17 protein-coding genes and 1 pseudogene are annotated in these 22,440 nt (G+C 73.2%); 13 read left to right on the top strand and 5 right to left on the bottom strand.

Going from position 1 to position 22,440, the window contains the following annotated elements; genetic code table 11:
* Positions 1–42: 42 nt before the first annotated feature.
* On the top strand, positions 43–1,827 hold the full coding sequence (locus HUT12_RS24105; protein ID WP_254876939.1) for an ABC transporter ATP-binding protein: 1,785 nt from the start codon (positions 43–45) through the stop codon (positions 1,825–1,827).
* Between the two features lie 139 nt (positions 1,828–1,966).
* Positions 1,967–2,701 (top strand): DUF2470 domain-containing protein, encoded by a 735-nt coding sequence (locus tag HUT12_RS24100; RefSeq protein ID WP_176094862.1) that lies wholly within the window; start codon positions 1,967–1,969, stop codon positions 2,699–2,701.
* A gap of 7 nt (positions 2,702–2,708) precedes the next feature.
* Here the strand turns inward: HUT12_RS24100 and HUT12_RS24095 are convergent, their stop codons facing one another.
* From HUT12_RS24095 to HUT12_RS24085, 3 genes are read right to left on the bottom strand one after another with little or no spacing between them, the layout of a single operon-like run.
* Complete coding sequence (locus HUT12_RS24095) at positions 2,709–3,305, bottom strand: TetR family transcriptional regulator (RefSeq protein ID WP_131057713.1); 597 nt, start codon at positions 3,303–3,305, stop codon at positions 2,709–2,711.
* Between the two features lie 27 nt (positions 3,306–3,332).
* A complete protein-coding gene (locus tag HUT12_RS24090; protein WP_131057712.1) occupies positions 3,333–4,088 on the bottom strand; it encodes an ABC transporter permease in 756 nt (251 codons plus the stop codon).
* A complete protein-coding gene (locus HUT12_RS24085; RefSeq protein ID WP_176094861.1) occupies positions 4,088–4,831 on the bottom strand; it encodes an ABC transporter ATP-binding protein in 744 nt (247 codons plus the stop codon). Before HUT12_RS24085 ends, HUT12_RS24090 begins: the two co-directional genes overlap by 1 nt.
* Positions 4,832–4,995: 164 nt before the next feature.
* Here HUT12_RS24085 and HUT12_RS33390 point away from each other — a divergent pair.
* From HUT12_RS33390 to HUT12_RS24070, 4 genes and pseudogenes are all read left to right on the top strand, one after another.
* Positions 4,996–5,682 (top strand): annotated as a pseudogene (locus HUT12_RS33390) (phosphoribosyl-AMP cyclohydrolase); the annotation flags it as partial.
* A 180-nt stretch (positions 5,683–5,862) separates the two neighbouring features.
* Complete coding sequence (gene hisI, locus HUT12_RS32950; RefSeq protein WP_131057379.1) at positions 5,863–6,294, top strand: phosphoribosyl-AMP cyclohydrolase; 432 nt, start codon at positions 5,863–5,865, stop codon at positions 6,292–6,294.
* Positions 6,295–6,334: 40 nt separating this feature from the next.
* Positions 6,335–7,888, top strand: a complete 1,554-nt coding sequence (locus tag HUT12_RS24075) for an anthranilate synthase component I (protein WP_131057375.1) — start codon at positions 6,335–6,337, stop codon at positions 7,886–7,888.
* Positions 7,889–8,002: 114 nt separating this feature from the next.
* On the top strand, positions 8,003–8,563 hold the full coding sequence (locus tag HUT12_RS24070) for a Trp biosynthesis-associated membrane protein (protein ID WP_131057377.1): 561 nt from the start codon (positions 8,003–8,005) through the stop codon (positions 8,561–8,563).
* A 13-nt stretch (positions 8,564–8,576) separates the two neighbouring features.
* Here HUT12_RS24070 and HUT12_RS24065 read toward each other — a convergent pair whose 3' ends face one another.
* A complete protein-coding gene (locus HUT12_RS24065) occupies positions 8,577–8,828 on the bottom strand; it encodes a hypothetical protein (protein WP_176094859.1) in 252 nt (83 codons plus the stop codon).
* A gap of 442 nt (positions 8,829–9,270) precedes the next feature.
* On the opposite strand from HUT12_RS24065, the gene trpC reads away from it, so the two are divergent.
* The 5 genes from trpC to HUT12_RS24040 all read left to right on the top strand — a co-directional run bounded on the left by trpC (position 9,271) and on the right by HUT12_RS24040 (position 14,956).
* Entirely contained in the window at positions 9,271–10,074 is an 804-nt protein-coding gene (trpC, locus tag HUT12_RS24060) for an indole-3-glycerol phosphate synthase TrpC (RefSeq protein WP_176095944.1), read from the top strand.
* Between the two features lie 170 nt (positions 10,075–10,244).
* The gene (gene trpB / locus HUT12_RS24055; RefSeq protein WP_176094858.1) at positions 10,245–11,480 is read left to right on the top strand and encodes a tryptophan synthase subunit beta; all 1,236 of its coding nucleotides are present in this window, start codon (positions 10,245–10,247) and stop codon (positions 11,478–11,480) included.
* 150 nt (positions 11,481–11,630) lie between these two features.
* Complete coding sequence (trpA, locus tag HUT12_RS24050; protein ID WP_131055559.1) at positions 11,631–12,434, top strand: tryptophan synthase subunit alpha; 804 nt, start codon at positions 11,631–11,633, stop codon at positions 12,432–12,434.
* A gap of 163 nt (positions 12,435–12,597) precedes the next feature.
* On the top strand, positions 12,598–13,764 hold the full coding sequence (gene lgt, locus HUT12_RS24045; RefSeq protein ID WP_176094857.1) for a prolipoprotein diacylglyceryl transferase: 1,167 nt from the start codon (positions 12,598–12,600) through the stop codon (positions 13,762–13,764).
* Positions 13,765–13,768: 4 nt separating this feature from the next.
* Positions 13,769–14,956: an NAD(P)/FAD-dependent oxidoreductase gene (locus tag HUT12_RS24040; RefSeq protein WP_176094856.1), complete on the top strand. Its 1,188-nt coding sequence runs from the start codon at positions 13,769–13,771 to the stop codon at positions 14,954–14,956.
* A 200-nt stretch (positions 14,957–15,156) separates the two neighbouring features.
* On the opposite strand, the gene HUT12_RS24035 is transcribed toward HUT12_RS24040, so the two are convergent.
* Positions 15,157–16,002 (bottom strand): GNAT family N-acetyltransferase, encoded by an 846-nt coding sequence (locus HUT12_RS24035; protein ID WP_176094855.1) that lies wholly within the window; start codon positions 16,000–16,002, stop codon positions 15,157–15,159.
* Positions 16,003–16,187: 185 nt separating this feature from the next.
* Between HUT12_RS24035 and gltB the strand changes: the two genes are divergently transcribed.
* Positions 16,188–20,879, top strand: a complete 4,692-nt coding sequence (gene gltB, locus HUT12_RS24030; protein WP_176095943.1) for a glutamate synthase large subunit — start codon at positions 16,188–16,190, stop codon at positions 20,877–20,879.
* Positions 20,872–22,380 (top strand): glutamate synthase subunit beta, encoded by a 1,509-nt coding sequence (locus HUT12_RS24025; protein WP_176094854.1) that lies wholly within the window; start codon positions 20,872–20,874, stop codon positions 22,378–22,380. The genes gltB and HUT12_RS24025 overlap by 8 nt, the downstream gene beginning before the upstream one ends.
* The last annotated feature ends 60 nt before the right edge of the window (positions 22,381–22,440 follow it).

Here is a 22,440-nt window from a genome sequence, read left to right as displayed (position 1 = left end):
AGCGCAGCGGAGTCCCGCAGTCGTGAACGAAGGATGGCACCGGTGAGCGCGAGTGTGACGACGGACGTGCCGGAGCCGGCGGAGTCGACCTGGCGGACGCTGCGCCGGGGGTTGGCGCTGTCGCCGGAGTTGCGGGTCGGTCTGGCCGGGACCCTCGGTCTGGCGCTGGTCTACATGGTCGGCCGGGTGGCCGTGCCGGTGGCGGTGCAGCAGGGCATCGACCGGGGCATCGCCGACGGACTCGACCTGAACGCGTTGTTCGTCGTCGTGGCGGTCACGGCCGCCGTGCTGGTGGTGACCACCGCCTGCGGTTACCTGATGATGCGGCGGCTGTTCACGGTCAGTGAGACGGCGTTGGCCGGGGTCCGGGTGCGGGCGTTCCGGCACGTGCACGACCTGTCGATGCTGCACCAGCAGTCCGAGCGGCGGGGATCGCTGGTCTCCCGGGTCACCAGCGACGTCGACCAGATCACCCAGTTCCTCCAGTGGGGCGGCGTGATCCTGCTGGTGAACCTGGGTCAGTTGGCGGTGACGACGGTGGTGATGCTGGCGTACTCGTGGCAACTGACCCTGGTGGTCTACGCGGCGTTCGTGCCGGCGGTGCTGGTGATCCGGCTGCTCCAGCGTCGGCTCGCCGCCGCGTACGGGGTGGTGCGGCAGCGGACCGGCACGTTGCTGGCGGCGGTCGGTGAGAGCGTGGTCGGCGCGCCGGTGATCCGGGCGTACGGCATCGCCGGTCGGACGGCGCGGCGGCTGGACGAGGCGATCGACAGCCAGCAGCAGGCGCAGCGCAAGGCGATCCGGATCAGCATCCTCGGCAGTTCGGTGGGGGAACTGGCGGCCGGGGTGGCGCTGGCCGGGGTGGTGGTGCTCGGCGTGGTCCTCGGCGCCGACCAGACGTTGAGCATCGGTGCGATCACCGCGTTCCTGTTCCTGGTGACGCTCTTCATCCAGCCGGTGCAGATCGCCACGGAGGTGCTCAACGAGGCGCAGAACGCGATCGCCGGGTGGCGGCGGGTGCTGGACGTGCTGGACGTCTCGCCGGACGTGGCCGACCCGGGTCCGCAGGGGCGGGAGCTGCCCGCCGGGCCGCTGGACATCCGCTTCGCGCAGGTGCGGTACGCCTATCCGGACGGGCCGACGGTGTTGCACGACGTGAGCGTGGAGATCCCGGCGAAGAGCCGGGTCGCGGTGGTGGGCGAGACGGGCAGTGGCAAGACCACCTTCGCCAAGCTGCTCACCCGGTTGATGGACCCGACGGCGGGCGCGGTGCTGCTGTCCGGGGTGGCGTTGACCGACGTGCGTTTCGACTCGTTGCGGTCCCGGGTGGTGATGGTGCCGCAGGACGGCTTCCTGTTCGACGCGTCGGTGGCGGACAACGTGCGGTTCGGCCGTCCCGCGTTGACCGACGAGCAGCTCACCACGGCCTTCAGTGATCTGGGGCTGGCCGACTGGCTGGACGGGTTGCCGGCCGGGCTGGCGACCCGGGTGGGGGAGCGCGGTGAGGCGTTGAGCGTGGGGGAGCGGCAGTTGGTGGCGCTGGCCCGGGCGTACGTGGCCGATCCGGATCTGCTGGTGCTGGACGAGGCGACCAGCGCGGTCGACCCGGCCACCGAGGTGCGCCTGCAACGGACCCTGGACGCGGTGACCCGGGGGCGGACCACGTTGGCGATCGCGCACCGGCTCTCCACCGCGCAGGGCGCCGACGAGGTGATCGTGGTGGACCGGGGTCGGATCGTGCAGCGCGGGCCGCACGAGGAGCTGATCCGGGACCCGGACTCGGTCTACGGCCTGCTCTACGCCTCGTGGCTGGAGCAGACGCGGTAGTGGCCGGTGGGGGCGGCGCGACGGCGGTCGATCGGTCGGGCGGACGCGGTGACGGCGGTGGGCGGATCCGGTGGACGTGGCCCGGACGATGCCCTAGTCTTCGGGTTAGGTAAGCCTAACCTTAGAAGGAGGTCGTGCCATGCGGCCGAGCCCTGCCGAGATCGTCCGTACCCTCGTCGCGGGCCGGTTGGCCGGTCTCGTCCACGTGGCCTGCCGGCCCGGTCTGCACCACGTCCGTCACGTCACCGACCGCGACGGCCGGGTGCTGCTGCTGGTGCCGGTGGTCAGCGACCTCACCGCCGCCGTGCGGACCACCGGTCCGGACCGCCCGCTGGCCGTGGCGCTGGACGTGCTGGACCTGCCGCCCGCCGCGGGCGCGCCGTCGCTGGGCCGCGCGCTGGTCTCCGGCTGGGTGCGCCAGTTGACCGGCGCCGAGGAACGTGCCGCCGCGCTGGACTTCGCCGAGGTGGACGCCACCGGGGACCTGCTCGACGTCGGCACCCGGTTCCGGTTGTGCCGGTTCGAGGTGGAGCAGGCCCAGTGGGACCGCGCCGGCACGCGTCGCCGGATCGACCCGATGGCGTACGCGGAGGCGGAGCCGGACCCGCTGCACCCGGTCGAGGCGGTGCTGCTGGCCGACCTCGCCGACCGGTACGCCGACCGGCTGACCGCCTACCTGTGCCGCCGGCTGGGGCTGGCCGGTGTCGACGGGGCGCCCCGGGTGGAGCGGATCGACAGGTACGGCATGCTGGTCTCGTTCGGGTACACCGGCGCCCGGCACCGGACCCGGCTCGCCTTCACGCGCCCGGTGGCCGGGCACGACGAACTGCCCCGGCTGTTCGACGAGATGCTGCACCCGGCGGCCGGCGGCTGAGCCGGGCTCAGCCGACGAGTTCGCCGGTGAGGTAACGCTGCACGGTCGGCCCGACGGTGGCGACCAGGGTCTCCGGCTCGGCGGAGGCGACCGGCTCCAGCCGGACCACGTGCCGCATGAGCGCGAGCCCGATCAACTGGCTCGCCACCAGCCCGCCGCGCAACGGCCGGTGGGCCGGGTCGACGTCGAGGTGGTCGAGGATCCGGCGCAGCACCTGGGTGGTCAGGAACTCCCGGACCAGCCGGGCGGTCCACTCGTTGCCGACCGCGGAGCGCAGCAGGGCCACCCCGGCGGCGCCGGCCGGGGAGTCCCACATCGCGACGAACGTCCGGACCAGTCGTTCCCCGATCCCGTCGCGGTCGCCGTCGAGCACCGCCGGCAACAGTTCCCGAGGGTCGACCGGCGCCTGCACGGCGGCCAGGAACAGTTGCTCCTTGCTGCCGAAGTAGTGGTGCACCAGCGCCGGATCGACCTCGGCGGCGGCGGCGACGGCCCGGATGGTGGCGGCGTCGAAACCCCGTTCCGCGAAGGCGGTGCGGGCCGCCGCCAGGATGGCGTCCCGGGTTGCCGGGTTGCCGGGTCGCCGTCCGCTGCGCCGTGCCATCGCCCTCTCTTCCCGCTCGGTGGCCTGTCAGCCGCTACGCCGTCGCAGCGTGGCCGAGGCGAGCACCAGCGCCAACACCGCCGCACCGGCGACCACCGCCACGTCCCGCCACATCGTCGCGGTCGGCTCGGCGTTCGCGCCGACCTCCTGAAGGGCCTCGACGGCGTACGACAGGGGGAGCACGTCGCTGATCGCCTGCAACCAGCCGGCCATCTCGTCGCGAGGCACGAAGAGCCCGCAGAGCAGCAGTTGAGGGGCGACCACGACCGGCATGAACTGTACGGCCTGGAACTCGGTGCGGGCGAAGGCGCTGCACAGCAGCCCGAGCGCGACGGCGAGCACGGCGTTCAGCGCCGCGATCAGGATCACCAGCGCACTGCTGCCGGCGGTCTCGAGGCCGAAGACCCCGTACGCCACGGCCGAGGCGATGGTGGCCTGCACCGCGCCGGCCAGCCCGAACGCGATGCCGTACCCGAAGAGCAAATCGGTGCGGGCCAGCGGGGTGGTGAGCAGCCGTTCCAGCGTGCCACTGGTCCGTTCGCGCAGCATGGCGATGCTGGTCACCAGGAACATGATGATGAACGGGAAGAAGCCGAGCATCACCAGCGCGATCCGGTCGAACGTGGACGGCTGGCCGGGCGGCGTGGGCTGGTCGGCGTACATGTAATAGACCAGGGTGAGAAGCGCGGTGGGCACGAGCACCAGCAGCGCCACCGTCCGTCGGTCGTGGCGCAGTTGCCGCAGGATGCGGCCGACCGTGGCGGCCAGGATGCGCGGGTTCATCACGCCTCCTCGGCGGTCGTGGTGCCGGTGCCGGCCTCGCCGGCCCGGATCAGCCGCAGGAACGCCTCGTCGAGGTCGTCGACCCCGGCGGCGGCCCGGATCGCGGCCGGGGTGTCGTCGGCGATCAGCCGTCCCGCGCGGATCAGCAGCAGCCGGTCGCATCGGGCCGCCTCGTCCATCACGTGACTGGAGACCAGCAGGGTGGTGCCGGCCGCCGCGAGTGCGTGGAACCTCGCCCAGAGCTCGGCCCGCAGGACCGGGTCCTGCCCGACGGTGGGTTCGTCGAGCACGATCAGCTCCGGCTCGCCGACCAGCGCGCAGGCCAGCGACGCACGGCTGCGTTGCCCGCCGGAGAGGGTGCCGACGATCTGTCCCGCCGCCGGCGCCAGCCCGACGTCGGCCACCGCCCGGTCCGCCTCGGCCCGGCCCCGGCCGTGCAGGGCGGCGAAGTAGCGGGCGTTCTCCCGCACCGTCAGGTCCGCGTAGACGCTCGGCGCCTGGGTGAGGTAGCCGACCCGGTGGCGCAGCTCCGGCGCACCGGCCGGGTGGCCCAGCACGGTCACCGTGCCGGCGGTGACCACCTGCACCCCGACGACGGCGCGCATCAGTGTGGTCTTGCCGCTGCCGCTGGGGCCGAGCAGCCCGGTGACCGCGCCACGCGGCACCCCGGCGTCGATCCCGTGCAGTACCCGCCGTCCGCCCCGGTCCACGACCAGGCCCCGGACGGCGATCGCGTCCACCATCGCCCACCTCCAAAATTCATCGGCTGTTGAAATCAACGGTAGTTGAATTCTTTCGGACGGGCCAGGCCCCGATTTCGCCATAGCACGGGCTTTAGCCTCCGTATCGGACACCATGTCCGTTGTGGGGCATTGCGCCCGGATCGGACCTGCGGCACGATGGCGCAGTGGATCACGCTCCGTCACCGGACAGTGGGTTCTTCGACGACTGGGCCGCGCGGCTGCGGGCGACCGCCGACCGGCCCGTGGTCGGCATCCTGCTGCGCGGAAGCCACGCCCGTCGAGCCGCCACCCCGCACAGCGACGTCGACGTCGACGTCCTGGTCGGTGGAGCCCCGTACGCCGAGCGCCGGGCCTACCTCGCAGAGCACTCCGGGCGCCTGACCCACGTCTCGGTCGCCGCCCGCGACATCCGGTCCTGGGTGACGCGCCTGGGCGAGCCGGCCGACTGGGCGTTCGGGCTGCCGGTGACGGCCCCGGCGCGGCTGCTCTGGGCCGACCCGCACTGGCGGGACCGGATCAACCTGACCGTGCTCTGCCAGCCGGCCGACGAACCTCGGCTGGAGGACCTGATCGCCACGCTCGGCAAGGTGGCCGCCGCGCGCGACGCCGACGACCCGCTCGGCGTCCGGCTGGCCGCCGCCGACCTGGCCCGGCTCTGCCCCTCGGTGCTGCGGCTGGCGAACCCCTCGGTGCGGGTGGTGTCCCGTCGCTCGGCCTTCGCCGCCGCGCTCGACCTGCCGGTGGCGCCGCCCGGCTACCGGCAGGACATGCTGCGCTGCCTCGGCCTGCTGCCCGGATCGACCGGGCAACTCTGGGCGGCGGCGGTCCGGCTGGTCGCCGGCACCCTGCCGCTGATCCGCCCGTACGCCGCCGAGGTGGCCGAGGTGGCCGGTGCCGACTTCGCCGACGCCCTGCTCGACGGGCGCCTGGACCGGTACGTCACCCAGTTGCGCCAGCCCGTCGGTCCCGCGCCGTCCGCCAGCCGGGAGCCCTCTCAGGTTCCGGCGCCGCGTGCGGGACAATGGGTCACTGTGCCCGTACCTGACGCGCCGACGAGCGGCGCCCACCTCTCCCCGCCGGAGCCGCCGGGCGGCCCGGACCGGCCGTCGCGACTCGATCCGGAGATCGCCGCACAGCTACGCCGCACCCCCGACGGCCTGGTGGCCGCCGTGGTCCGCCAGCACGACAGCGGTGAGGTGCTGATGGTGGCCTGGATGGACGACGAGGCCCTGCACCGCACCCTGACCACCGGCCGGGCCACCTACTGGTCGCGCAGCCGCCGCGAGTACTGGGTCAAGGGCGCCACCTCCGGCCACCACCAGTACGTCCGGTCCGTGGCCCTGGACTGCGACGGTGACGCGGTCCTGGTCAGCGTCGACCAGGTCGGCGCGGCCTGCCACACCGGCCAGCGCACCTGCTTCTTCACCGAACTTCCGGTCGCCTCCGGCGAGGTGACCTCGTGAGCGGGCGGTACGCGCGATCCGGGCAGACCGGAGCGTCGGCATGACCGACGGCACGGTCAGCCCCGATCTGGCCACCTTCACCGACCTGGCCGCCCGCTGGCGGGTGGTGCCGGTCACCCGGCGGCTGCTCGCCGACGCGGAGACACCGGTCGGGGTCTACCGCAAGCTCGCCGGTGGGCCCGGCACGTTCCTGCTGGAGTCCGCCGAGCAGGGCGTCGGCTCGTCGGGACTGGCCTGGTCCCGATACTCCTTCGTCGGCGTCCGCAGCAGCGCCACCCTGGTCGAACAGGACGGCTCGGCGGCCTGGCTCGGTGAGCCGCCCGCCGGGCTGCCCACCACGGGCGACCCGGTCGAGGTGCTGCGGGCCACGGTGGCGGCGATGGCCGGCCCGCCCGGCGAGTCGGACGGGACGATGCCCCCGCTGACCGGGGGCATGGTCGGTTACCTCGGCTACGACCTGATCCGCCGCTTCGAACGGCTGCCCTCGCTCACCGAGGACGACCTGCGCGTACCCGAGCTGGGCATGATGCTCGCCACCGACCTGGTGGTGCTGGACCACTTCGACGGCTCGGCCATCCTGGTCGCCAACGCGGTCCTGCCCCCGCTCGACGACCCGGGCCGCGAGACGCAGGTGGCCGCCGCCTACCACCACGCGGTGGGCCGGCTGGACGCGATGACCACCGCACTGTCCCGACCGATCCCGCCGATGGTCTCCACGGTCCGCCGTCCCCGCGCCGGTGAGGTCCGCAGCCGTACCCCCGAGGGCGGCTACCCCAAGGCGGTCGAGGCGGCCAAGGAGGCGATCCGGGCCGGCGAGTGCTTCCAGATCGTGCTCGCCCAGCGGTTCGAACGCGACACCGACGCCGACCCGCTGGACGTCTACCGGGTGCTGCGCACCACCAACCCGAGCCCGTACATGTATCTGCTGCGCTTCGACGACTTCGACATCGTCGGCTCGTCGCCGGAGGCACACCTCAAGGTGACCGGCGAGGTCGACGGCGCGCGGCGCGCGTTGCTGCACCCGATCGCGGGCACCCGTCCGCGCGGGGCGACCCCGGAGGCCGACGCCCGGCTCGCCGCCGAGCTGCTCGCCGACCCGAAGGAACGCGCCGAGCACGTGATGCTCGTCGACCTGGGCCGCAACGACCTGGGCCGGGTCTGCCGACCGGGCACCGTCGAGGTGCCGGAGTTCGCCACCATCGAGCGGTACAGCCACGTCATGCACATCGTCTCCACCGTGATCGGGACGCTGCGCGCCGACCGCACCGCCTTCGACGCGCTGGCCGCGACGTTCCCGGCGGGCACCCTCTCCGGAGCGCCGAAGGTGCGGGCCATGGAGATCATCGAGGAGCTGGAGCCGGTACGCCGGGGCCTGTACGGCGGCACCGTCGGCTACTTCGGCTTCGGTGGCGACCTCGACATGGCCATCGCCATCCGCACCGCGCTCATGCGGGCCGGGCGGGCGTACGTGCAGGCCGGTGCCGGGGTGGTGGCCGACTCCGATCCGGCCGCCGAGGACCAGGAGACCCGGAACAAGGCCGCTGCGGTGCTCGCCGCCATCGCCGCCGCCGAGACACTGAGGCCCGCTCGGTGAGCGCGAGGAATGTAGCGCAGCGGAGTCCCGCAGTCGCGAGCGAAGGGCGGGCTCGGTGAGCGCGAGGAATGTAGCGCAGCGGAGTCCCGCAGTCGCGAGCGAAAGGCCCGCCCGATGAGTGGGCAGGTTCGGTCCGCGTCGGGCCGGCGCGGGTTGGCGTACGCGGTGCTGCTCTGCCTGGCCGGTGCGGGGTTGGCGCTCTGGGCCGTGACCCGCACCTGGGCGCTGGACACCGACGTGGTGGGCGTACCGACGCCGTTGCTGGAGGAGGGGCGGACCGGCACGCAACTGCTGCCCTGGCTGCCGGCGCTCGCCCTGGTGGGCCTGGCCGGCGGCGGCGCGGTGCTGGCCACCCGTGGCCGGCTGCGGCAGGTGCTCGGCGGGTTGCTGGCGCTGCTCGGTCTGATGATGGCCGCCGGCGGCGGGTACGGGCTGGTCGCCGAGATCGGCGACGAGGTGGCCCGGCAGTGGCCGGCGCTCACCCTGCTCGGCGGCGTGCTGGCGGCAGCCGGTGGGCTGCTGACGGCGTTGCGTGGGCGGGACTGGCCGGCGATGGGTGCCCGTTACGAGCGCCGGTCCCGGCAGTCGGCACCGGCGGCGGGACCGATCCACGGGGCCGGCACCGTCGAGGCGTGGGACGCGCTCGACCGGGGCGAGGACCCGACCGAGCGCTGAGCGGCCCGGCCGGTCAGCCGACCGGCTGCCGGTCCCGGGCGCGGCTGGCGGCGAGTTCGGCGACCAGCTGGTCCAGCGCGGCCCGCTGGTCGGCCCGGGCCCGGTCGGCGCAGATGGCCTCCCAGGCGTTGCCGCGCGCGGTCCGGATCCGGGTCGGCCCGACGACGGCGCGTTCCAGCGTGTGGACGACACCGACGGCGAGCGACGCGACGGTACGCGAGATGGTGGTGAGTCCGATGGTCTGCTGCGGCGCGGAGGAATTCATGATCACCCCGGGGAGAGATCGTCGTGGCGATGGGGCAGGCGCGTCATCGAGTGTGCCCGAGTCTGATGCTGCACGTTTCACGTTTCGCGGTGATGACTACGACATCAACACTGCGGCAGGGGCCCTGAGCAGGCAAAGGGCCGTTCGGCCTTGAGCTTGCTCACAGCATCGACCGGCCTCGACGGGGGGTGACCGGTAAGGTCAAGACTGCCGTCGATATGGGTGAGCGTCGATAAGGGGGTGACGGAGAGTCACGCCCTGTTCGCGCAGGTCGGTCATTATGCCGCAGCCCATTTCGTGAGGCGCGCCATACCCCCACCGGTCGGTGCCAGGTGGTGGCACCTAGCATCGGCCCATGACACCCGGAGAGGGGAGTCCGTTGGTGACTGCTGAGCATCCGCACGCGGAAGGGAACGAGGCCGGCCCGGCAGCGTCCGTCAGCGTGCTCGACGAGATCCTGGCCGGCGTCCGCGAGGACGTGGCCCGGCGGCAGGAGCAGGTCCCGATGGAGCGGATCCGCGAACTCGCCGCTGCCGCCCCGCCACCGCTGGACGCGTACGCCGCGTTGCGCCAGCCCGGCGTCGCGGTGATCGCCGAGGTGAAGCGTTCCTCACCGTCCAAGGGCAAGATCGCCGACATCGCCGATCCGGCGGAGCTCGCCGGTGGCTACGCGGCCGGTGGCGCACGGGCGATCAGCGTGCTGACCGAGGGTCGCTGGTTCGGTGGTTCGCTGGAGGACCTCGCCGCGGTCCGGGCGGCGGTCAGCATCCCGGTGCTGCGCAAGGACTTCGTGGTCTCCAGCTATCAGGTGCACGAGGCCCGCGCGCACGGCGCCGACCTGGTGCTGCTGATCGTCGCCGCGCTGGAGCAGAACGTCCTGGTCGGCCTGCTGGAGCGGATCGAGTCGCTGGGCATGACCGCGCTGGTCGAGGTGCACGACGAAGAAGAGGCCGACCGGGCTCTGGAGGCCGGTGCGCAGGTGATCGGGGTCAACGCCCGCGATCTGCGTACGCTGCAGGTCGACCGGTCGGTGTTCGAGCGGATCGCACCCGGTCTGCCGAGCAACGTCGTCAAGATCGCCGAGTCGGGCGTACGCGGTCCGCACGACCTGATCCGGTACGCCTCGGCCGGGGCCGACGCGGTGCTGGTCGGCGAGGGCCTGGTCACCCAGAAGAGTCCGCGGGAGGCGGTGGCCGAACTGGTCAACGCCGGCAACCACCCCGCCACGCCCCGCCCGGCGCGCTGACGCCGTCGTGGCGAGGGGATCTGACATGAGCGAGCCTGTCGAGCGAATCATCCACGCGGTGACTGGTGGCGGCGCGCAGCGGAGCGGAGTGCCGGCATGAGCGAGCCTGTCGAGCGAATCATCGGTGCGGTGGTGCCTCACGGGGGCACGCAGCGGAGCGGAGTGTCAGCGTGAGCGAGCAGGCGTCTTTCCCGGACTCGGCCGGACATTTCGGTCGGTTCGGTGGTCGGTTCGTGCCGGAGGCGCTGGTCGCCGCCCTGGACGAACTGGACGCGGCACACCGCGCGGCGATGGCCGACGAGTCGTTCCGAGCGGAGTTCGCCGGTCTGCTGCGCGACTACGCCGGCACCCCGTCGCTGCTCTACGAGGCCCGTCGGTTCTCCGCCCGGGTCGGTGCCCGGGTGCTGCTCAAGCGGGAAGACCTCAACCACACCGGCGCGCACAAGGTCCGCAACGTGCTCGGTCAGGCGCTGCTGACCCGGCGGATGGGCAAGAAGCGGGTGATCGCCGAGACCGGAGCCGGTCAGCACGGCGTCGCCACCGCCACCGCAGCCGCCCTGTTCGACCTGGACTGCGTGGTCTACATGGGCCAGGTCGACACCGAGCGGCAGGCGCTCAACGTGGCCCGGATGCGGATGCTCGGCGCCGAGGTGGTGCCGGTGACGAACGGCTCGCGCACGCTCAAGGACGCGATGAACGAGGCGATGCGGGACTGGGTCGCCAACGTCGACGACACGCACTACCTGATCGGGACCGCTGCCGGCCCGCACCCGTTCCCGGCCCTGGTGCGCGACTTCGTGCGGGGCATCGGCGACGAGGCACGGGCCCAGTGCCAGGAGCTCACCGGTGGACTCCCGGACGCGGTCACCGCCTGCGTCGGCGGCGGCTCCAACGCGCTGGGCATCTTCCACGCCTTCGTCGGCGACCCGCAGGTGCGGCTCTACGGCTTCGAGGCCGGCGGCGACGGGGTGACCACCGGGCGGCACGCGGCCAGCATCACCGGCGGTTCCACCGGCGTGCTGCACGGCACGCGGACCTTCGTGCTGCAGGACGAGGACGGCCAGACCGTCGAGTCGCACTCGATCTCGGCCGGTCTGGACTACCCGGGCGTCGGTCCGGAGCACGCCTGGCTGCACGACACCGGCCGGGCCAGCTACCTGCCGGTCACCGACGACGAGGCGATGGCGGCGTTCGAGCTGCTCTGCCGCACCGAGGGGATCATCCCGGCGATCGAGAGCGCGCACGCGCTCGCCGGCACCCTGGCCGTCGCGCCGAAGCTCAGCGCCGAGCTGGGTCGAGAGCCCACGATCGTGGTCAACCTCTCCGGCCGGGGCGACAAGGACGTGCACACCGCCGGCGAGTACTTCGGCATCCTCGGCTCGGAGCGAAGCGGAGCGGCGGCATGAGCGAGCGTCAGCGAGCGAATCGTCGGTGCAGCGCCCTGGTGTCTCATGGCGGCGTGGAGCGAAGCGGAGCGGCGGCATGAGCGAGCGTCAGCGAGCGAATCGTCTCGTCCGGGTAGCTCGTGTCGGCGTGGAGCGAAGCGGAGCGACGGCATGAGCCGGATCGGTGGGGCGTTCGAGAAGGCTCGGGCCGACGGCCGCGCGCTGCTGGTCGGCTGCATGCCGGCCGGGTTCCCGACGGTCGAGGGCAGCATCGCCGCGATGACGGCGATGGTCTCGGCGGGCGTCGACGTGATCGAGGTCGAGATCCCGTACTCCGATCCGGTGATGGACGGCCCGGTGATCCAGCGGGCCAGCGACATCGCCCTGGCCGGCGGCGTGCGGACCCGGGACACGTTGCGCATCGTGGAGGAGGTCGCGGCCACCGGCGCGCCGGTGGTGACGATGACCTACTGGAACCCGATCGAGCGGTACGGCGTGGACGCCTTCGCCCGGGACTACGCGGCGGCCGGCGGCACCGGGCTGGTCACTCCCGACCTGATCCCCGACGAGGCCCAGGAGTGGCTGGCCGCGTCGGACGCGCACGGGTTGGACCGGACGTTCCTGGTCGCCCCGTCGTCCACCGACGCCCGGCTGGCGATGACCGTCGCGCACTGCCGTGGTTTCGTCTACGCCACCGCGATCATGGGGGTCACCGGGGCCAGGGCGCAGACCTCGGAGGCGGCGCCGGTGCTGGTGTCGCGGGTCCGGGAGATCAGCGAGATCCCGGTCGGCGTCGGGCTCGGCGTGGGCACCGGGGAGCAGGCCGCCACGGTCGCCGGGTACGCCGACGCGGTGATCGTCGGCAGCGCGCTGATCCGCTGCCTGCTCGACGCCCCCGACCAGGAGGCCGGGCTGACCGCACTGCGGACGCTGAGCGCGGAACTGGCCGAGGGCGTCCGCAACCCGGCCCGCTGAGTCGACCGGTACGCGATCTGCCGGTGCCCCGGGTATGCGCGACGCGCCCGGGGCACACGTGCGACGTTCCTGAGGACAAAAGCCCCAGCGGGCCACGGATGCCGGGCACACGAGGCGGACCGGGGTGACGTTCCGGGGGTCCGCAGCGGTAGCGTGTGCACCCGTGAGTCTCGCCTCGCCGACGTCCCTGGCCGCCCTGCCCAGCCCGAGCACCGCCGTATGGCATCTCGGCCCGATCCCGCTGCGGGCGTACGCGCTGTGCATCATCGCCGGCATCGTGGTGGCCTGCTGGGTCACCGAGCGACGGTTGCGCCAGCGTGGCGTCGCCCCCGGCGCGGTGCTCGACATCGCCCTCTGGGCGGTGCCGGCCGGCATCATCGGCGCCCGGATCTACCACGTGATCACCTCCCCGGCGGCGTACTTCGGCACCGGCGGTGACCCGATCAAGGTCTTCTTCATCCACGAGGGCGGCCTGGGCATCTGGGGTGCGGTGGCCGGTGGCGCGGTCGGCGCCTACATCGCCGCCCGGCAGCTCGGCATCCCCTTCGCGGTGGTCGCCGACGCGCTGGCGCCGGGCCTGCCGCTGGCGCAGGCGATCGGCCGACTGGGCAACTGGTTCAACAACGAGCTCTACGGCGGCCGGACGGACCTGCCCTGGGGGCTGGAGATCCACCGGATGGACGGCGGTCAGGCGCTGCGCGACGAGGCGGGCCGGCCGATCCTGGAGGAGGGGCTCTATCACCCGACCTTCGCCTACGAGGCGCTCTGGAACGTGGGCGTCGCCGCACTGGTGTTCTTCCTCGACCGTAAGCTGCGCCTCGGCCGGGGTCGTGCGTTCGCCCTCTACGTGATGGGCTACACCGCAGGCCGGTTCTGGATCGAGATGATGCGGACCGACGACGCCACCAGCATCCTCGGCGTACGCCTCAACGTCTGGACGGCGGCGCTGGTCTTCGTCGGCGCGTTGATCTACTTCCTCCGGGTGCGCGGGCCCCGTGAGTACCTGATCCCGATCGGCCTGCCGACCGCCACCGCGGCACCGGCCGGTTCGGACGTCTCCCAGGTCGACCTCTCGGCGACGCGTGGCGGCAGCAGCGAGCCGGCGGTGCCGGAGGGCTACCGGGTGGTCGGCGAGGAACAGTTCGCGCACTGGCGACAGACCGGCGAGGCCCCCGGCGAGGTGACCGACCCCGCCGACCCCGACCCCGGCACCCCGACCGACCCTGATTCCCGCACCCCGACCGACCCCGGCACCCCGACCGACGAGGACGAGGACACCCCGACCGTCGCCGAGGGCGCGGCGGCACGTCCCGCCGATCGCGACAGCTGAGCCCGTGCGCAGCGCGGTCGTGGTCGGCGGCGGGCTCGGCGGCCTGGCGGTCTCCGGTGCGCTCGCCCGCTCGGGATGGCAGGTCACCCTGCTGGAACGGGCCGACCGCATCCGTCCCGAGCCGACCGCCGTGGTGCTCTGGCCCAACGGCGTACGCGCGCTGCGTGCCCTGGACCTCGGTGCCGGCCTGGACGCCATCGCCACCCCGCTGCCGGACGGCGGGGTGCGCCGACCGGACGGACACTGGCTGGTGCAGCCCCGGCAGACCCCGGTCGAGCGCATGCCCGTCGTGGTGCACCGGGAGGACCTGCACGACACGCTGATCGCGGGCCTGGGCGAGCGCGTCGAGCTGCGTACCGGCGTGACGGTACGCACCGTACGCGCCACTCCGGGGGCCCGGCCGGCGGTCGGTGACGGCCGGCAGACGTTCGAGGCCGACCTGGTGGTCGCGGCCGACGGCGCCGACAGCGTGATCCGCCGTCAGCTCGCCCCGGAGGCGAGCGTGGTCAGCTCCGGCTGTGCCGCCTGGCGCGCGGTGATCCCGTGGTACCGCGCACCGGACCTGACCGGCGGTGCACCCGTCGGCGGGGAGATCCTCGGTGCCGGCTACCGCTTCGCCGCCGCCTCCCTCGGCGAGCGCGGCTCCTCCGGCGGGTCCAGCCGGGGCGGCATCTACTGGATGGCGACCGCCGCCGGGGCGCCGCGCCCAGAGCCGCCCGAGACCCAGTTGGCGCTGCTGCGACGCTGGTACGCGGGCTGGCCCGCACCGGTCGACGAACTGCTGGCCGCCACCGACCCGGCCGACCTGGTGCAGCAGGAGATCCGCGAGCTGCGTCCGCTGCCCAAGTCGTACGGCTTCCCGGTCGGGCCGGGCGGGGTGGTGCTGCTCGGCGACGCCGCCCACGCCATGCCGCCGCACCTCGGGCAGGGCACCTGCCTGGCCTTCGAGGACGCCGTCACGCTGGCCGCCCTGCTGCGCGAGTCCACGCTGCCGGACGCGGTGCTCGCGTACGACCGGACACGCCGCCCCCGCGCGGCGACGGTGGTCCGGCAGACCCGCCGCATGTCGGCGGTGCTCCAGAGCCGGGGCCGACTGGCGTTGCGCGCCCGCGACGCCGCCCTCGGCACCATCACCCCCCGCCTGCTCGGCAGCGCCGCCGCAGTAGCCGCCCAGTGGCGCCCCCCCGCCTGACCCCCCTGCCCTACCCCCACCCCCAACCCCGCCCCACCCCACCCCGCCCGTCCCACCCCGCCCCGTCGGTCCGCCGGGTTGATCAAGGAGTTTTGGCGCCAGTTGATCGCCGGAAGCGACCAAACCTCTTGATCAACCCGGCGATGGGTGCGGCGCGCGGGGCGGGAGGGCGGGTGGGAGGGCAGGGGAGGGGTGGGGCTTCAGGGGGTGACTGTGGCGGGTTCGGCTATGCAGGCGGTGCCGATGCGGCGGAAGCCCACTCGCAGGTAGACCCGGGCGATCTCCTCGCTGCCGGCGGAGAGGAAGACCACGTCGGTGCCGTTGGCGAGCAGGGTGCGGGCCAGTGCGGCGGTGACCGCGGCGGCCAGGCCCCGGCGGCGGGCGGTGGGCAGGGTGGCCACTCCGGCGATCTCGGCCACGTCACCGACCCGCATGGCCATCCCGCTGGCCAGCGCGCCCTCGTCGGGGGTCACGGCGAGGGCGGAGAGGCGGCTGCCGTCGGCGATGCGGGCCCGTTCCTCGTCCAACGCGGCGACGTCGAGGCCGATCATGGCGGCGTCGCGTTCGGCCGGGCCGCCCCTGCCTCGACCGGTGCCGGGTGCCGCGAAGCCGACGGCCGCGACGGCCCGGCGGGCGGCCACGTCGGCGGCGAGGTCCGGCGCGGAGGCGGTCAGCAACCGTACCGGTATGTCGGTGTACGTCGCCGGGTCGCCGACGGCCTCCGGGTCGAGGACCATCAGTGGGGCCTCCAGCACGGCGAGTCCGGCCGAGCGGGCCACCGCGAGCAGGTCCGGGTTGATCTCGTGTACCCATTCCAGGGCCTCGGGCAGACCGAGTTCCCGCTGCCGGTGGCGGACCGCCGTCAGGTCGGCCAGTGAGGGCGGTTGGTCGGCGTCGGGGCGCGGACGGGCATAGAACGGCCATCCGGGGCCTTCGCGGACGAACAGCACACACCCGCCGTGTTCTTCCGCGCGGGCCGCGTCGCGGGGGACCGCGTCGTAGAAACGTTCCAGCCGATCCAGAAGGCCGGCGTACGGTGTATCCACCGCGCGAGACTACACGTCCCAGAGTCTGGACGGTGTGATCAATCTGCACTGGCCTTGCGTACCGCGCCCTAACGTAGACTCAATAGTCCGATAAAGGGCCGACGTCGTCCCGTCCATGATCCACGCCTGAGTGACGACAGGAGGCCCGGGTGGCCTTTGCGTACCCACACCACCCCCAGCCGGCGCTGCGCGACGGCCAGGTAGCGTCCCCTGCCGGCCTGTACGACGCCTCCCACGAGCACGACGCGTGCGGTGTGGCCTTCGTGGCCGACCTGCACGGACGGCGCTCGCACACGGTGGTTGCCAGCGGTCTCGGCGCCCTGTGTCGGTTGGACCACCGGGGTGCCCGGGGTGCCGAACCGAACACCGGTGACGGCGCGGGCATCATGATCCAGGTGCCGGACGCGTTCCTGCGCGCGGTGGTCGACTTCCCGCTTCCCCCGGCCGGCGAGTACGCCACCGGCCTGGTCTTCTTCCCCGACGACGACGCCGCCGAGGCCCGCGCCCGGCAGGTGGTCGAGAAGTACGCGCTGGTGGAGGGCGCCGAGCTGCTCGGCTGGCGCGACGTCCCGGTGGACGCCTCGGACCTCGGCGAGACGGCCCTGGCGGCGATGCCCCGGGTGCGGCAGCTCTTCCTCGCCGCGGACCGGCTGACCGATACCCCCGCCGGACCGGCCGGCTCTCCGCTGCGCGGCATCGAGCTGGAGCGGGTCGCGTTCTGCGTCCGCAAGCAGGCCGAGCGGGAGTCGGCTGAGCGCGGCGTGCCGGCGTACTTCCCGTCGTTGTCCGGGCGGACCATGGTCTACAAGGGGATGCTCACCCCGGACCAGTTGCCCGCGTTCTATCCGGACCTCACCGACGAGCGGGTGGACAGCGCCATCGCGCTGGTGCACTCGCGCTTCTCCACGAACACGTTCCCGTCGTGGCCGCTGGCGCACCCGTACCGGTTCATCGCGCACAACGGCGAGATCAACACGATCCGTGGCAACCGGAACTGGATGCAGGCCCGCGAAGCGCTGCTGCGGACGCCGGAGCTCTCCGGCAACATCCGCCGGGTCTTCCCGATCTGCACCCCGGCCGCCTCCGACTCGGCCAACTTCGACGAGGTCCTGGAGCTGCTGCACCTGGCCGGGCGCAGCCTGCCGCACGCGGTGCTGATGATGATCCCGGAGGCGTGGGAGAACGACCCGGACATGGCCGCCGACAAGCGTGCCTTCTACCGGTTCCACGCCAGCCTGATGGAGCCGTGGGACGGCCCGGCCTCGGTCGCCTTCACCGACGGCGAGATCGTCGGTGCGGTGCTCGACCGCAACGGGCTGCGTCCGGGCCGGTGGTGGCAGACCGCCGACGGGCTCGTGGTGCTGGGCAGCGAGGCGGGCGTGCTCGACCTCGATCCGGCCACCGTGGTCGCCAAGGGCCGGCTCCAGCCCGGCAAGATGTTCCTGGTCGACACCACCGCCGGTCGGATCGTGCACGACGACGAGATCAAGACCGAGCTGGCCGCGGCCCAGCCGTACACGGACTGGCTGCACGCCGGGCTGATCGAGATGGACGACCTGCCGCTCCGCGAGCACGAGGTCTACACCCACGACTCGGTACGCCGTCGCCAGCAGACCTTCGGCTACACCGAGGAGGAGCTGAAGATCCTGCTCGCCCCGATGGCCCGCACCGGCGCGGAGCCGATCGGCTCGATGGGCACGGACACCCCGATCGCCCCGCTGTCCACCCGGCCGCGGCTGCTCTACGACTACTTCCACCAGCTCTTCGCCCAGGTCACCAATCCGCCGCTGGACGCCATCCGCGAGGAGTTGGTGACCAGCCTGGCGACGACCATCGGCCCGGAGGGCAACCTGCTCGACCCGGGGCCGGCGAGCTGTCGGCAGATCGTGCTGCCCTACCCGGTGATCGACAACGACGAGCTGGCCAAGGTCCTCTCCATCGACGAGGACGGCGACCTGCCCGGCTTCAAGGCGGTCCGGGTCTCCGGGCTCTACCGGATCCGGGACGGCGGGGCCGGCATCAAGGCCCGGCTGACCGAGATCTGCCGCCACGTGTCCGAGGCGATCGAGGACGGCGTCCGCATCCTGGTGCTCTCCGACCGGGACTCCAACGCCGACCTCGCGCCGATCCCGTCGCTGCTGCTCACCGCCGCGGTGCACCAGCACCTGGTCCGGGAGCAGACGCGGACCCAGGTGGCGTTGATCGTGGAGTCCGGGGACTGCCGCGAGGTGCACCACGCGGCGGTGCTGATCGGCTACGGCGCGGCGGCGGTCAACCCGTACCTCGCCTTCGAGTCGGTGGAGGACATGATCTCCACCGGGTCGCTGGCCGGGGTCGAGCCGCGGACCGCGATCCGCAACTACGTCAAGGCGCTCGGCAAGGGCGTCCTGAAGATCATGTCCAAGATGGGCATCTCCACCGTGTCGTCGTACTGCGGAGCGCAGGTCTTCGAGGCGGTCGGCCTGGAGACCCGGCTGGTGCAGCGGTACTTCCGGGGCACGCCGAGCACGATCAGCGGCGTCGGGCTGGACGGCATCCACACCGAGGTGGCCGCCCGGCACGCGCTGGCCTGGCCGCCGCCGGGTGCCGAGGCCCCCGCCGGGCTGCCGGTCGGTGGCGAGTACCAGTGGCGTCGCGAGGGCGAGCTGCACCTGTTCAACCCCGAGACGGTCTTCCTGCTCCAGCACGCCACCCGGACCCGGCAGTACGACGTGTTCCGCGCGTACACCGCGAAGGTCGACGAGTTGGCCGCGAAGGCCGGGTCGCTGCGCGGCCTGTTCCGGCTGCGGACCGGCGACCGGTCGCCGGTGCCGATCGAGGAGGTCGAGCCGGCCAGCGAGATCGTCAAGCGGTTCGCCACCGGTGCCATGTCGTACGGGTCGATCTCGGCGGAGTCGCACGAGACCCTGGCGATCGCGATGAACCGCCTCGGCGGCAAGTCCAACACCGGTGAGGGCGGTGAGGACGTCGAGCGCCTCTACGACCCGGCCCGCCGCTCGTCGGTCAAGCAGATCGCCAGTGGCCGCTTCGGCGTGACCAGCGAGTACCTGGTCAACGCCGACGACCTCCAGATCAAGATGGCCCAGGGCGCCAAGCCCGGCGAGGGCGGCCAGCTCCCCGGCAACAAGGTGTGGCCGTGGATCGCCCGGACCCGGCACGCCACCCCCGGTGTCGGCCTGATCTCGCCGCCACCGCACCACGACATCTACTCGATCGAGGACCTCGCCCAGCTCGTGCACGACCTCAAGTGCGTCAACCCGGCCGCCCGGGTGCACGTCAAGCTGGTCAGCGAGGTGGGTGTCGGCACGGTGGCCGCCGGGGTGGCCAAGCTCAAGGCCGACGTCATCCTGATCTCCGGTCACGACGGTGGCACCGGCGCCTCCCCGCTGAACTCGCTCAAGCACGCCGGCACCCCCTGGGAGCTGGGCCTGGCCGAGGCGCAGCAGACGCTGCTGCTCAACAAGCTGCGCGACCGGGTCACCGTGCAGGTCGACGGCCAGCTCAAGACCGGCCGGGACGTGGTGGTCGCGGCCCTGCTCGGCGCCGAGGAGTTCGGCTTCGCCACCGCCCCGCTGATCGTCGCCGGCTGCGTGATGATGCGCGTGTGTCACCTGGACACCTGTCCGGTCGGCATCGCCACCCAGAACCCGGTGCTGCGCGAGCGCTTCAACGGCAAGCCGGAGTTCGTGGAGAACTTCTTCCTCTTCCTCGCCGAGGAGATCCGCGGCTACCTGGCCGAGCTGGGTCTGCGCAGCATCGACGAGGCGATCGGCCGGACCGAGCTGCTCGACGTCGCACCCGCGGTCGCGCACTGGAAGGCCGGCGGGATCGACCTCGGACGCGTACTGCACCTGCCGGAGCTGCCGGAGGGCGCCGCCCGCCGGGGCGTCCGGGCCCAGGACCACGGCCTGGAACTGGCACTGGACAACGAGCTGATCGCCCTGGCCGCCCCGGTGCTGGACGCGCCCGCCGACGGGACGCCGGTCGCCCCGGTCCGGGCCGAGGTGGCGATCCGCAACGAGCACCGCAGCGTCGGCGCGATGCTCGGCGGCGAGGTGACCCGCCGGTACGGCGGCGCCGGGCTGCCCACCGACACCGTCGAGTTCACGCTGCGCGGCACGGCCGGGCAGTCGTTCGGCGCATTCCTGCCGCGCGGGGTCACCATGCGGCTGCACGGCGACGCCAACGACTACGTCGGCAAGGGCCTCTCCGGCGGGCGGCTGGTGGTCCGGCCGGACGCGTCGGCGCCCTTCGTCGGCGTCGGCGCCGAGTCCGGACAGCGCGCCGAGGACCAGATCATCGCCGGCAACACCATCCTGTACGGCGCCACCGAGGGCGAGGTGTTCCTGCGCGGCCGGGTGGGGGAGCGGTTCGCGGTGCGCAACTCCGGTGCGGCGGCCGTCGTCGAGGGTGTTGGCGACCACGGCTGCGAATACATGACCGGCGGCACGGTGGTCGTGCTCGGCCCGACCGGGCGCAACTTCGCGGCCGGCATGTCCGGCGGCACCGCGTTCGTCTGGAACCTCGACCGGCGGCGGGTCAACACCGAGCTGGTCGACCTCGCCGCCCCCGGCGAGCAGGAGCGGGTCCGGCTGCACGAGCTGGTGCAGCGGCACTTCGCGGAGACCGACTCGGCGGTCGCCGAGGCGCTGCTCAAGCGCTGGCCGGAGGCGGTGGAGGAGTTCACCGCCGTGGTACCCCGGGACTACCGCCGGGTGATGGAGATCATGCGGGCCGCCGAAGCCGCCGGCCAGAACGTCGACGACGCGGTGATGAGTGCGCTCGCACCGGCCGCGCAGCCGCCCCAGGCGGCACCCGCGTCGACGCCGGTTCCGTCCGCGCCGCGGGCGGTCGCCCAGGAGGTGGCTCGTGCCTGACCCGAACGGTTTCCTGCGCTACCCCCGGCGGGTGCCGGCCCGCCGGCCGGTGCCGGTGCGGATCAGCGACTGGCGGGAGGTCTATCCGCCCGCCGGTGAGGAGCTGATCCGGGAGCAGGCCACCCGGTGCATGGACTGCGGCATCCCGTTCTGCCACAGCGACACCGCCGGGTGTCCGCTGGGCAACCGCATCCCGGACTGGAACGACCTGGTCCGCACCGGCAACTGGGACGCGGCGGTGGAGTCGCTGCACGCCACCAACAACTTCCCCGAGTTCACCGGCCGGCTCTGCCCGGCACCCTGCGAGGCGGCCTGCGTACTCGGCATCGGCGGGGGTGCCCCGGTGACCATCAAGCAGGTCGAGGTGGAGATCGCCGACGCCGCGGCGGCCCGGGGCCTGACCCCGTGCCCGAGTCCGACCCCGTCCGGGCGGTCGGTGGCGGTGGTCGGTTCCGGCCCGGCCGGGCTCGCCGCCGCGCAGCAACTGGCCCGCGCCGGGCACGCCGTCACCGTGTACGAGCGCGACGACACCCCGGGCGGTCTGCTGCGCTACGGCATCCCCGACTTCAAGCTGGAGAAGCGGCACATCGACGCCCGGCTGGCGCAGTTGGCCGCCGAGGGCGTGGTGTTCCGGACCGGCGTGGACGTGGGCGTCGACGTGACCGCCGCGCAGCTCCGGGCCCAGCACGACGCGGTGCTGCTGGCCTGCGGGGCGTTGCAGGGCCGGGAGACCGACACCGTGGGCCGGCAGCTGCGCGGGGTGCACCAGGCGATGGCGCACCTGGTCGCCGCCAACCGGGTGGTCGCCGCCGCCGGTGCGGGCCGTCCCGCGCTGGCCACCCTGCCGGACGGTACGCCGATCGACGCGGCCGGCAAGCATGTCGTCATCATCGGCGGCGGCGACACCGCGGCCGACTGCCTCGGGGTGGCGCACCGGCAGGGCGCGGCCGGCGTACACCAGCTCGACCTGTACCCGCGCCCTCCACAGGCCCGCGACGAGGAGCGCGACCCGTGGCCGACCTGGCCGTGGATCCTGCGCGAGTACGCGGCGCACGAGGAGGGCGGGGAGCGCGTCTTCGCGGTCGCCGTGCAGGAGTTCGTCGACGACGGCACCGGCGCGGTCCGTGCCGTGCGGATCGCCGAGGTGACCGTCGAGAAGCGGGACGGCCGGCGCATCGTCACCACTGTCCCCGGGACCGAACAGGAGTTGCCCGCCGACCTGGTGCTGCTGGCCATCGGCTTCGAGGGCACCGAGGAGCAGCCGCTGCTGACCCAGTTCGGGGTGACCCGCAACGCCCGGGGCGCGATCGAGTCCCGGGGCGACTGGCAGACCGAGGCCGACGGTGTCTTCGTCGCCGGTGACATGCACCGGGGGGCGTCACTGATCGTCTGGGCCATCGCCGAGGGGCGGGCCGCCGCCGCCGCGATCCACGGCTACCTCGGTGGCGTCGGCACCCTCCCGGCACCCGTGCACGCCGCCTCCCAACCGCTCGCTGTGTAAGGAGGGGTCCCCTGCTAACGCCTCGTGCATAGCAGGGGACCCCTGCTAACACCCCGGCGC

It is taken from the genome of Verrucosispora sp. NA02020, assembly GCF_013364215.1.
Lineage (GTDB): Bacteria > Actinomycetota > Actinomycetes > Mycobacteriales > Micromonosporaceae > Micromonospora.
The sequence above is the reverse complement of the archived record's forward strand: the minus strand, read 5'-3'. Positions and strand labels throughout refer to the sequence as shown.